Below are 12,963 nucleotides of genomic sequence, written 5' to 3' on the forward strand. Positions count from 1 at the left end.
AAAAAAAGCGGGACCGCCGTCCCGCTTCTCTGCTCCATATGTACGGCTGGCTGCCGCCGTAATTAGTCTCTGCTCGCCAGCTTCGAAAGCAGACGGAGAATCTCAATGTACAGCCAGACGAGAGTCACGAGCAAGCCGAACGCGCCATACCACTCCATATACTTCGGAGCGCCTTGCTCTGCGCCGGATTCGATGAAGTCGAAGTCCAGCACCAGGTTGAGCGCCGCGATAATAACGATTACGACGGAGATGCCGATGCCGATCCAGTTGCTCTCGTGCAGGTAAGGAATCGTGACGCCGAACAAACCCAGAACGAAGCTCAGCAGGTACAGCAGCATAACGCCCATCGTAGCCGCGAATACGCCAAGCTTGAAGTTCTTCGTCGCTTGGATGATGCGGAAGCGGTACGCGACCAGCAATGCAATAAATACGCACATCGTCAGCGCCACCGCTTGCATCACAATACCGTCATACAGCGAATTAAAATGAGCCGAAATAGCTCCCAGGAACAGCCCTTCCACCGCGCCGTACACAGGGACCAGATACGGGGCCGCCGTTGGCTTGAAACTGATAATAAGCGCCAGGATGAAGCCCGCAATCGCGCCGCCGATGGCCAGCGCCATAATGTTCGTTTGTCCGTTCGCGTACATGCTCCAGGAAGCGAATGCGCCGCCTAGCAGGATGGCGAGCGTAATGAACATTTTGTTCACAGTGCCTTCGATCGTCATGCGTTCTCCGCTGACGAGCGAGCCTGTCTTTTCGAACGTTGAATCTCTTAACGTGGGATTGCCGCTGCGTCCTAACACGCCATGATCACCTCTTCGGATAGATTAGTCCTATCGTATCATATTCTTACAGTTCTGACATCATGTCCTTATGCGACTTTTCCTGCAGGAAAACCATATCCTTGACCCCCAGCACGGTGCGAGCCTGCGAGCGCTAACGGACACAGATGGCACTATTTCCGCGAAATTCGCCTGTTTCGAATCTTTACGGACAGGAGAGACGTTATGTGTGTACAAATACCCTGGGTAGACCTCATATTGGTACAATAGCGCTTTTCTTGTCCGTTAGCTTTCGCATATGCCCCATTTGCCCCGAATAGAGTCGTCTGTGTCCGTTACACCGCGCGTTTGCAGTTGCCATCGAGTAAGGTCGGACGCTGCTTGCCGGCATAACGCATTCGACACGCCGCAACCTGCCATTATAGCGCCTTCGCCTCGGCGCACCCCCAGCACAACGAGGCGCCCGCGAGCCCGTACCCCCGCACAAAAAAAAGCCCGGACAAAGGCGATTAACCTTTGACCGAGCCTGCGACCATACCCTTCATGATCTGCTCTTGGAAGATCAGATAGATGACGATGGTCGGGATGACAGCGATAAACATCGCCCCCATGGTTAAGCTGTAGTCCGTGCCGAAGCCGTCCGAGAAAAGCGAGAGGCTGAGCGGCAAAGTCTTCAGCGCTTGCGAGTTGATAAACACCAGCGCGAAGGAGAAGTCGTTCCAGAAGCGCAGAAACGCCAGGATGGTAACCGTCGATATAACCGGCAAGCATAGCGGGAAGATGATGCGTCCGAACACGCCCCACCAGCCGTTGCCGTCGATCATCGCTGCTTCCTCTACTTCTCTCGGAATCGAAGCCAGGTAAGCCATGCCGAGGAAGATCGCGATCGGCAGCTCGAATGCCGTGTACGGCAGAATAAGCGACCAGTACGTATCCAGCAAGCCGATCTTGTTCATAAAGATAAAGAGCGGCACGAGCGTACTGTGAATCGGGATCAGCATGCCCAGCAAGAAGATTCCCTTTATAACGTTGTTCATCTTGAAAGTGAAACGCTCCAGCGCGTATGCCGCCAGCGTGCCCAGCACGATGGTCAGCACGACCGCCGCCAAAGTTACGATGGTCGAGTTGATTAACGCTTGACCCATCTTTCCCAGATCCCAGGCTCTCGTTATGTTGTCAATCTGGAAGTTCTGCGGCCAGGCATAAGGACGGTTAAAAAATTCCTGATTCGACTTGAACGCGCTGATCATCAACCAATACAGCGGGTACAAAGTCACGGCCGCATATACGAGCAGCAATGCTTTGACCACGCCGGAAACCGGCTTCCGCCAGAGCGAGCCGTTCGAATCCGGGGACCGGACGTCAGTCGTTCCTTGCATCGTCTATCACTCCTTCATCCGGGTGCTGATTAGCCATGCCCATTACCCGCGTCTCTTCGTAATGATGTAGTTAAGCCCAATGAGCAAGGCGCTGATCAAAATAATCATCGTGGATACGGCAGAACCGTAACCGTAGCGATAGATGGTGAAGCTGTTGTTGTACATGTACGTTGCAAGAAGTTCCGTCGATTGCGCCGGACCGCCGCCCGTCATGACGATGACGTGGTCGAACGCCTTCAGGCTTCCGGAGATGCACAGCACGATCGTAACGACGACCGTTCCCCAGATGATCGGCAGCGTAACGTAGAACAGCTTTCTCCAGCCAATGGCGCCGTCGATCTTCGCCGCGTCGCCGATCTCCGAGGAGATGTTCTGCAGAGCGGCGATGAAGATGATCAGATAAGGGCCGATATTCGCCCAGTTAATCGGAATGGACACCGCAAACATATTGATCTTCGGATCGTCGAGCCAGGCACGGGTCCAGGAGTCCAGTCCCAGCACCTCCAACACTTGGTTCAGAAGGCCGATCTGCGGATGGTAGATATACCCCCAGATGAGGCCGACCACGACTGTGGACAGCACCATCGGCAGGAAGACGGCAGACCGGAGAATCCGGTTGAACCAGGAGTTTTTCAGGAGCAGCAGGGCAAGCAGGAGGGCGATCGGCACTTGGCCGATGATCGCCGACGCGACGAGAATGAGGTTATTCTTCAGCGCCCTCCAGAATATGGGATCCTGCAGCATCATTTCGTAGTTATTCAGCCCGATGAACTTGGCGGCGCCAAGCCCCTTCCAATCAAAGAAGCCGTAGTAGGCGGACCAGAAAATCGGGATGATGGCGAAGACCAGGAATATCAGCAGAGCAGGAAGCAGCGCCAATACGACGAAGCTTTTACTGCGCAGGGATGCAGGCATGACAGCAGCCTCCTTGGATAGCTAGAGTGTGATTGATACTATTGCTGAGTGGAGCGAACTTGCGCGTCTTGCAGCTTTTTAGCAATGTCCTCCGGTTTGTCGCCCATCATCAGCCCTTGCAGACCATTGTTGATGGCTTCTCCCGCTTCCGCGGAGAGGTAAGCGTCATATACCGGCGTGATGCCGGCTTCTTTGGCCAGGTTGAACGCTTTGAAGTACAGCGGGCTGACTTTGGACTCGTCCAGCTCCATCTTATACATAACCATGGAGTTGCTCTCCGCGATAGCCTTCTGCCCATCCGGACCGCTGACCGCGTAGATTAGATCCAGCGCCGCGTCTTTGGCCGCGCCTGTCGTCTTCTTGCTGAGCGCAAAGCCCCCGCCAGCGCCGCCGGAGATCGTGCCTGCCGCGCCTGCTCCACCCTCGATGGCTGGCAGCGTCGTCACTTCGATCGGAGCAATCTGCTCATCCGTTGCGGATGCCGCCAGATTTGTCAGCGTCCATGCGCCGGATACCATCATAGCTGCTTTGCCTTGTACAAAATATTGCTCGGCCTGCGTATTGTCGATACTGTTTGCGCCTTCTTGGAACGCTTTGTTGTCTACAAGCTCCTTAAACTTGCTTAGAGCCTCTACGAACTGCGGATCCGTAAACGAAGCGCCATCGCCCTTAACCGCTTTCAGGAACCACTCTGTTCCCGTAACGCGGTCAGCCAGGGAGCCGATGATCGTCGATTGCGCCACCCACGGCGCTTTGTTGCCCAATGCGATCGGCGTGATGCCTTTGTCGTTGAATGTCTTAACGGCAGCCATCAGCTCCGTCCAAGTCGTCGGCACCGTCACGCCGTTTGCCTCGAACAGGTCTTTGTTATAGTACAGGAACGAAGTCGCGGACATCGCGAGCGGAGCGGAGTAGATTTGGCCTTCTTCGAAGGAGAAGCGGTCGAACGCGCCTTCCATGAAGTTGTTTTTCCAATCCGGGTTTTCGTCCGCCAGCTCCGTAATCGGCTGCAGAAGTCCGGCATCGTAAAATTCTTGCGATTGGCTGCCCGCGTAAACGAAAAACACGTCCGGCATTTCGTTAGCTGCGGCAACCGTGCTCAGACGTTGACGGTATCCGTCGACCGGAATGGCCTGCGCGTCCACTTCTACGTTCGGGTTGTTTGTTTTATAATTTTCGATTAGCTCTCTAACCGCTTTGGCGCGCAAGTCGTCGCCAGAGAAGTTGTGCCATACCGTAATTTTCGCCTTCTCGCCGCCGGCGTTGCCGCTGCCTCCGTTGCTGGATGGCTCATTGGCGCCTCCGCAAGCAGCTGTCATTAAAGCTAACATCGTGGTAACGCTGACAATTAAGGAAAGTCGTTTTTTCATATCGTTTAATCCCCCTCCATGTAATGTAATCTAAGTATAGTGGGCAAACCCTCATCGGCGTAGGGGGGAATCTTCAGTCCCAATAGGGTGAAAATTCACCTGACCCCAAATATATGGCATCGCTTCCAATGCTGAATAATCAACCTTTAGACTATCGAACGCTCTGAGTCCGCCTTATCCGTTGTCCCCTATTGACCTATTCCCTCGCATGAAAGATCCTTATTATGGATGAGTTAAAACCTTACACACAAGTAAACGCAATCATCTATTTATTTCTTATCGTGCGTTAGTATTACGCAAAAAAACATCTAACATCCAGACGAAAATCGTTTCGCCTGATCGATTAGATGCATGGGTACAAGACTTTTTTTATATTCCGCGCCAATCCGCTGCTCCCTGTCCTCTTCAATGCCCCGTAACTGATCACTCGTGCGTTCACCCTTGACGAAACTGCGAAGGCGTTACGCCGGTATGCCGTTTGAACAGGTGATTAAAGTGCTTCATATCCTCATAGCCTACCCGCTTTGCGATTTCGCTAACCTTCGCGGGCGTCTCTCGGAGCAGCTTCGCCGCCCATTCCATACGGGCCTCCGTCAAGTATTCGATATACGTTTTGCCGGTCTCCTGCTTAAAGAGCTTGCTGAAATAATTGGGATTCATATGAATGTTCGCCGCGACCTGGGCAAGCGTCAAGCTCTGGTCCAGATGCTCCCGGATGTAGGCGAGCGTCCGCTCGATCGCATCGCTTCGCCCGCCGTTTAGCCGCTTGTATTCCGAGAGAACCTCTGTCAACACTCGAATCAGCGACTCTTCGGGGCATTCCGCAAGCCTCTTCTCATTCGTGTCTTCCATGCTGGCGATAGACGGCGTCGGCCGGCCGACGGATTCCGCCGCGCGCTCCAGCCAGCGCACGCCTGCGACGAGCAACGAATGCAAATACGAGGTCATCGTGCCCGGAGTGGCTTCGGGGTCTCGCAAAATGGCCGCAAGCATCTCCCGAATCCAGATCCGCAAAGCTTCCTCGCTGCCGCCGCGCAGCACCGCGATAAGCGCCGCTTCTTCCTCCTGGGAACAGACGGCGCGCATCCCTTTCCGATCCTTGATTTCCTCGTAGTCCAGCACGCCGCTTCCGCCGGCCAGCCAGCGATACGCCACAGTCTGCTCTGCGGTTCTGAGCGACTCGCGCAGCTCCACGAGACCCGCGGCTCGTTTGCCGATGACCGTAAAAATGGGCGCTTCGGCTGCACGCCCAACAGCGTCAATCGCCGCGCGCACCGTTCTCCCCGCTGCCGGCTGCCCTGATCGGAAGAAGATCAGCCAGCCGTTGTTCCAGTCCAAAATGGCGCAGTTTAGCGAGTCCTTAAGCTTGTCTCCGATCAAGCGCAGCGGTTGCTTAAGCTGTTCTTTCATATGCAGCGATTCGCCCGGGCTTATCATCCAGAGCTCCAGCGTCTCCCAATCCGATCCCAGCCGCAGCTCCGGATAATGGGACAATACTTCATCGATCTCCGCTTCCTCCGGCGTATGCCCTCCCCGGAGCAGCCCGTCCAGCAGCTTCCAGCGAAACGCCGTCTGATGGGCTTGCCCTTCCTGCACGGCAGCCCTGCTGCTGGCGATCTTGCCCCGGGCTTTCATAACCGCGGACATAATATCTCCCGGACGGCTTGTCTTCAGCAAATAATCACCGATCCCGTTCCGGATCGCTTGCTGGGCATAGGAAAAATCGTCGTGGCCGGACAGGACGACAATCTCGATCCACGGATAATCGCGCTTAATGGCATTCGACATCTCCAGTCCCGTCATGCCCGTCATTCGTATATCGGTCAGCACGATATCCGGCTTCTCCAGCGGAATGCGCATCAGCGCTTCCTCGGCGGATGCGGCAGGCGTCAGCAATGTAATACCGTTCTCCTCCCATTGGATCACGGTGCTTAGTCCCGTTCGTATGATAACCTCGTCGTCCACGATAAGCAGCTTCATTTACGTTCCCCCTTTCCCTCGGAATCCCCTGTTAACGATACGGCTGATTCATTTGCCTCCTGCTGCCTCTCCCGCTCCAGCTCGCGCTCCTGGTCCCGCGCAACATACGATGGCTTGATCGAGAACGTCACCTTCGTACCCACGCCTTCTTGGCTCTCCAAAATCAAGCCTGACTCGGGTCCATAATGCAGCAGCAGCCGGTTATGCACATTGCGAAGACCGTAGCTGCTGCCCGTAGAGGCAGGGGCGTTCTCCATCGACCCATCCTGAGAATGCAGGGCGGCCCGATGATCGATTCTCTCCCTCAGTTCCTCGAGCTTCCCGGGGCTCATGCCAACACCGTTATCCGTGACGGAAAACGTAATGATCTCGCCCTCCTCCCACGCTTTGACCCCAATGCGGCCCTTGCCCTCTCTCGTGAGAATACCGTGCAGCATCGCGTTTTCGATCAGCGGCTGAAGCAGCAGCTTGAGCATTCGGCGATCCAGCAGTTCCGACGGAATGTCGGCTTCGTAATCGAACTTGTCGGGGTAGCGGATGCTCTGAATATTCACATAATGATCGATGTGCAGAATCTCCTGGCTGATCGCGCAATATTCCTGCCCTTTGTTTAGACTAAAGCGCAAGAAGTCGCTAAGCGAGCCTACCATGTCGGCGATCTTGGATTCGCCTTTCATCAGGGCCATCCAATGCACGGACGATAAGGTATTGTACAGGAAATGCGGGTTGATCTGCGCCTGCAGCGCGGACATGTCCGCTTCCTTCTTAAGCGCTTCGTTCCGCTTTACCTCATCGGTCAGATTTACGATTTTCGAGCTCATCCGATTATACGTAATAATGAGCTGTCCGACCTCGTCGACCGTCTCGACCGGCAGCGTCGGCAGCGGCTCGTCCGGGCTTGCATGCTTTAAAAACCGCGTGAGCTGCGACAGCGGGTTCGTCACCTTTTGAATAAGGAATAAGACGAAGGCAATGACGAAGACCATCGCGACGCTGACGGCTATAGCGGTAAGCGTCAGGAAGTACCGATTCTCGGCCTTGTACGACTGCACGGGCGTAATTCCGACAAGCTTCCACTCCACGGCTTCCATAGAATGATGCAACACAGACTTGCGGTCCGCATTCTCGCCATAGTAGAAAGAACCCGACAGATCATGGAACGGGCTGATCCCGGGATAATAGTCTTCCAATCCAAGCTCCGTGGAATACCCGTCCGGACCAGCCAGAATACGATTGTTGCCGTCGAGCAGCAGCACGATGCCGCCGCCCTCCAGACCGGCCTGCTTGAGATGAGTGGAAATGACGGATTGCAGCAAGCTGATCTTGAGCATGCCGAGGTCGAAATATCTTTGCGTGCTGCGAATGGGACGAGACATCGTAATAACCTCATTGCTGCTATCGGAGGTTACCTGAAGATGAACCGCCGACCACCACTTGGGATGCGTCGCGTAATAGTTCGGAATACTTTCTTTAATATCCTTGAATTCGGAGCCCACCACCGACTTAAACGATACGGACGGCTTGTCCGCGTCGGGTTCGATAATGACGTTCGCGATATACGGCTTCGAAATGGACAACGTAGTCAACAAACCGATGATGGAGGTCTGCTTGAAGAGATCCTGCTCCGGTGTCCTTAAGTAGTTCTGTACGTCAGGATGGCCGATGATGAATAAGGACTGGTTCTCGACGTCGGTGACCATGTTCTCCAGATAGGCGCCGATCTGGCGAAGCGTGTTCATCCCCGAGCTCTGCGCCTTCTCTTCCGTCAGCCCCGCGGCTATATTGTAGGAGAACAACCCGAGAGACAGCACCGGGACCAGCACCGAAATAATAATCAATAACGACAGCTTGTGCTTTAGCGAGCGTCCCAGCCAATTCTCCATAGCCATCCTCCGTTTCAGTCGCCTTAAGCCATTGGCAAACAGGGCGCCACGCAACTCCCATGACGCCCGCTTGCCGATTGACGCGCTCAACTGCGGCACGACGCCCTTATACGAATTCATCCTCCAGCGAGCTTCGGAATTCGTCAACGTCCCTGTTCGCCTTGCGCTGATTGCATTCGTAACACGCGCAGATGCAGTTCGACGGCGTCGTGTGACCGCCCTTCGCGCGCGGCAGCTCGTGATCGATCGTATCGCCGTATTGGCCGCAGAAGCGGCATGTATAGTTGTCTCGTGTCAGGATCAGCTTGCGGAATTCCTTATTGCTGTAGAGACGCCTGATCGTCGAACGATTAACGACGACGGCCGCGCCTTCCCGCACCAGAATTTGCGCCAGCTCCAATTCGACCTCCTGATACCAGCGGCGGCCGTTATCCGTCTTGCCGCGCATGCGGATGAAGCCGCTGGCGGTCGTTCGCAGGTAGGAGGCGTCCGCGGGATCATGCGTGCCGCGCTTCGGCGGCTCCGCCAGCAATCTGGGCTGGGCGGCGGGCCGCCTCTTATGCCCGCGTCCTCGCTGCTTGCGCGTCGCGGGGTCGCTCGAGGAAGCCGCTTGAGAGCCCTGGTCGGCAGAAGGCTGGGCCGCTTCCGATTTCGGCGCATGCTGCGGATGCCGGACCGCTCCTTTGGCAGGGAGCGATTCGACAGATTGCCGCCCGCGGCGGCAATCCCGGCAAGTGCCGCGCCGGCCTTGTCCGCCCGCGCGGCGCCCCGTGCGGCGCAAAAACTCGTTAAGCGGCTTCATCTCGCCGCATTGCGCGCACAACTTCGTGCCTATATGTGGATGTTGGTTGGGTTCGGAATGTTCGGTAGTCATACGTAGAGTATAGCATATGGGGGCCATTTCCTGCATGTTCGGGAGGCAAGGGATTGGAGGATTTGCGGGAACCTCAGAGAAATACCGCAGCTCTGAGGACCTGCCTGCGGACGGCGATACGCCCTCCGACGTCTATCGCTGCCAGTTATGGATTCGGATTTCACATTTATTGGACATACGTACGGTTTCCTCCGACCGATTCTCTTACCGCTTTCAACCGTTTCATAACATCATTGTCGCCGCGTCCGAAGTAGTCATGAAGGCGGTTGTATTCCTCGTACAGCTTGTCGTACAGCGCAACGCTCTCCGGGTTCGGCTTGAACGTTTCCTCGCGCACGCGCGCCATTGCAGCCGCCGCGTCGACAATGCTGTCGTAGCCGCCCTTCTCCGCGCCTGCAGCCACCGCGCCGAACATTGCCGCTCCCAAGGCCGGCGTCTGCTTGGATGCCGCGATCTTGATCTCGCGGTTCGTCACATCGGCGTATATCTGCATCAGCAGACGGTTCTTCTGCGGCAGCCCTCCGCAGGCGTACAGCTCGTTCACCTCGACTCCGCTCGCATGGAACGCCTCCACAATCTTACGCGTGCCGAACGCCGTCGCTTCCAGCAACGCGCGGTAAATTTCCCACGGCTTCGTCTGCAGCGTCATCCCGAGCAGCACGCCCGTCAGGTCGGTATCGACGAGTACGGAACGATTGCCGTTCCACCAATCGAGCGCCAGCAAGCCGGATTGTCCCGGCGCAAGCTCCTCAGCCCTGCGGGTCAGGTACGCATGCACATGTTCGCCAGCCGCTTCCGCTTCCTTAAACACATAAGCCGGAGCCGCCTCCTCCACATACCATTCGAAAATATCGCCAACCGCCGATTGACCGGCCTCATAGCCGTAGTAACCGGGAATAATGCCGTCCTCCACCACGCCGCACATCCCTTCGACTTCCTTCTCCTCCGTTCCGAGCAGCATATGGCAAAGCGAGGTGCCCATTGCCATGACAAGCTTGCCCGGAGTAACGACGCCAACGCCCGGCACGCCGGCATGCGCGTCTACATTGCCGACCGCAATCGCCGTTCCCGCCGCAAGCCCCATACGCGCCGCGAAAGCCGGCGTCAGCTCGCCGGCTTTCGTACCGAGCGGCTCCACCTTGCCGCGCAGCTTCGTCTCCGTCAGCTCCGCCAGGCGCGGATCAAGCGCTGCGAGAAATTCGCGGCTCGGATAACCTTCCGCCTTATGCCAGTTTGCCTTGTAGCCCGCCGCGCAGCTATTGCGGGCAAAGTTGCCCGTCATTTGGCCAACGACCCAATCCGCCGCTTCCAAGAATTGATCTGCCTTTTCATAGATTTCCGGCGCTTCGTTCAGGATCTGCCAGGCCTTGGCGAGCATCCATTCGGATGAAATTTTGTCGCCGTAACGCGCCAGCCACTTCTCGTCCCGCGCCGCAGCGACCTCGTTGATCCGATTGGCCTCGTCCTGCGCCGCATGATGCTTCCACAGCTTCACCCAGCTATGCGGATTGTCCTTGTGCGCCTCCTGCAGGCACAGCGGCTGCCCCGCCGCATCGATCGGCAGCATGGTGCATGCCGTGAAGTCGATGCCAAGCCCGATCACATCGGCGGGATCAACCCCCGATTCCTCCATAACCGCCGGAACCGATGTCTCCAGCACCTCGATATAATCCAGCGGATGCTGCAGCGCCCAGTCATGCTCCAGCTTGATGCCGCTTGCCGGCAGTGCCTCGTCGATGACATGATGTCGATATGGCGTCACATGCTCCGCGATCTCCGCCCCGTCCGCCAAATCCACCAGTACCGCCCTGCCCGACTGCGTGCCGTAGTCGACGCCGATTGCATACTTGTTGCCCATTCTATCTTCCCCCTTTTTTTATAATATAGGAAAGTATGAAATTTCGCCTTACTTTCTCTATATTGCTCGTTTCGCCTTGTGACAAAGTAAAATACCCCTGATCGCATTTGCCGGCTACGCACCCGCAGTGCATATCCGACGTCTACGATTAGGGGCTCGTCCTGAACTTAGTGAATGATATCGTCTCTGGTTTTCGCTTTCTCGTTCATGAATGTTTCGTAGTCCTGAACGCCGCCCTTGATCAATTGACTGCGGTAATCATTCAAGATTTGGAGCGCTTTCTCGTCACTTGCGGCGAAATAGGCGCTTTCGATGACATCGCGTTGCGTATTGCTGTCCAGCAACGTTTGAATTTTGTCGAATTCCGGATATTCGTTATTGAAATAACTCAAGCGGTAGCCGTCCACAACCGTCAGCCCGTAAACCTCTTTCGATGTCTCGTACAGTTCGTCGACTTGAGCCGCGTCGCCTGCCGCCTGGAACATCCGGTTCGGCAATCCGTATACGCCGAGCGTATAAACGCTGCCAATTCCTTGGTTGACGGCATAACTCGGATCGCTCTTCACGCTCTCCAAAAATTTCTCCGTATGTTTCGGCTGACCTGCGGCATCCTTCGTCCAGTGCTCTCCTTCAACGCCAAGATACACCAGAAGTTTGCCTTCTTCGCTGTTAATAAAGTTCAGATAACGCATGGCCGCTTCCGCATTTTTCGAATCGGCGCCAATGAACATCCCGGGCACGCCGGATTGTCCCTTCAGAACTTTGGATTCGACCATCGTATTGTCGCCGTTGGCATCCGCGATCGGCCCTACCGGCACATATTCCATCTCCGGATGATCCACGTACAGCGACTGACTCAGCACGGTATTCATATGCGGATAATGCGCGCTCACCACCGCTACGCGGCCCGTCGCCATCTTTTCCTTCGCGACCGTGTCGTTCTGGCGGAACGCCTCAGGATCAAACAGTCCCTCTGTCACAAGTTTCCGCATGAATAACACTCGTTTGTCGGTCAATTCCGAGAAAATGCCAAGACGATATTGCTCATCAATCTTGGTGAATGCCGTAAAGTTGTTCTCCGTAAAGGAGTTCAGCATCGAACCGTAGTTCCAGCCGTTCTGCCATGCTCCGGACGGTATAACGGGGCGTCCTGCCGTATCGGTAAAATTGCCGTCCTTAATTTGCTTAAGCAACGGATACAGATCCTCGGAATGGCGAATATCGGACGGCTTCACGTCGAGCGCCTCGAGAATATCTTTTCTGACGAATACATTGTACGCCCATTGCGTCGTATCTTCGGGGCTTAGCGGCGTATGCATCGGCAGCAAATAACGCTCTCCGTTGAACGAAACGTCCTCCAGATCGTTTTCCCTGAAGTCGGAAGCGACTCCAACATTGAAGGCGTCCTTCATATTGGAACCGTACTTCTCAATCAGCTCGTTCAACGGCATAATAAGACCTTCGCGCGCCGCTTTTTTGATCGCGACCGTATGGACATCCTGGCCGCCCCAATAAGGAGCCATGACCATGTCCGGCATGTTGTTCGTGGCGAACAGCAAGTTGAGCCGTTCGATTTCGGGAATCGTAATCCACTCGACATCGAGTGTAACGCCCGTTTTTTCTTTAATAATCTGAGCCACCGGATTGTTCGCAAGATCGGACGGCGCGAGGAAGGACAGCCCTTGCCAGGCCACCAGCAGCTTCAGCGTCACTTCCTCCGGTTTCCCCTCTCCGCTTGCGTTGTTTTGCGAACCCGCGCCGGGGGAAGCAGACGTCGAGGGGTCATTGTTTTTGCCGTTGTTTGCGTTCGTGCAGCCTAATATGGCAACCGAGCAAATCAACATCGCAAGGCCAAGCGAGAAGCTTTTTTTCAACCAACTTTTCATGGACCGTACCTCCTGAAGGGATGAATGTCTCCC

The 12,963-nt window shown here is 55.6% G+C and carries 9 protein-coding genes; all 9 read right to left on the reverse strand.

Annotation, left to right across the window (positions count from 1 at the left end; translation table 11 throughout):
• Positions 1–62: 62 nt before the first annotated feature.
• Positions 63–806 carry a Bax inhibitor-1/YccA family protein gene (locus tag KJW29_RS25870; protein WP_214626795.1) on the reverse strand — a complete coding sequence of 248 codons (744 nt, stop codon included), beginning with the start codon at positions 804–806 and terminating at the stop codon, positions 63–65.
• Between the two features lie 488 nt (positions 807–1,294).
• On the reverse strand, positions 1,295–2,164 hold the full coding sequence (locus KJW29_RS25875; protein ID WP_214626796.1) for a carbohydrate ABC transporter permease: 870 nt from the start codon (positions 2,162–2,164) through the stop codon (positions 1,295–1,297).
• A 42-nt stretch (positions 2,165–2,206) separates the two neighbouring features.
• Positions 2,207–3,079, reverse strand: coding sequence for a carbohydrate ABC transporter permease (locus KJW29_RS25880; protein ID WP_087568250.1), 873 nt, complete (start codon positions 3,077–3,079; stop codon positions 2,207–2,209).
• A gap of 38 nt (positions 3,080–3,117) precedes the next feature.
• A complete protein-coding gene (locus KJW29_RS25885) occupies positions 3,118–4,449 on the reverse strand; it encodes an extracellular solute-binding protein (RefSeq protein ID WP_214626797.1) in 1,332 nt (443 codons plus the stop codon).
• A gap of 435 nt (positions 4,450–4,884) precedes the next feature.
• Entirely contained in the window at positions 4,885–6,429 is a 1,545-nt protein-coding gene (locus KJW29_RS25890) for a response regulator transcription factor (RefSeq protein ID WP_214626798.1), read from the reverse strand.
• Positions 6,426–8,432, reverse strand: coding sequence for a sensor histidine kinase (locus KJW29_RS25895; RefSeq protein ID WP_246608384.1), 2,007 nt, complete (start codon positions 8,430–8,432; stop codon positions 6,426–6,428). The genes KJW29_RS25890 and KJW29_RS25895 overlap by 4 nt, the downstream gene beginning before the upstream one ends.
• Complete coding sequence (locus KJW29_RS25900; protein ID WP_246608385.1) at positions 8,419–9,186, reverse strand: HNH endonuclease; 768 nt, start codon at positions 9,184–9,186, stop codon at positions 8,419–8,421. The genes KJW29_RS25895 and KJW29_RS25900 overlap by 14 nt, the downstream gene beginning before the upstream one ends.
• A gap of 166 nt (positions 9,187–9,352) precedes the next feature.
• On the reverse strand, positions 9,353–11,044 hold the full coding sequence (locus KJW29_RS25905; protein ID WP_214626800.1) for a ribulokinase: 1,692 nt from the start codon (positions 11,042–11,044) through the stop codon (positions 9,353–9,355).
• Between the two features lie 167 nt (positions 11,045–11,211).
• Positions 11,212–12,930, reverse strand: coding sequence for an extracellular solute-binding protein (locus tag KJW29_RS25910; protein ID WP_214626801.1), 1,719 nt, complete (start codon positions 12,928–12,930; stop codon positions 11,212–11,214).
• Positions 12,931–12,963: the final 33 nt, after the last annotated feature.

It is taken from the genome of Paenibacillus agaridevorans, from assembly GCF_018604145.1.
Lineage (GTDB): Bacteria > Bacillota > Bacilli > Paenibacillales > Paenibacillaceae > Pristimantibacillus > Pristimantibacillus agaridevorans.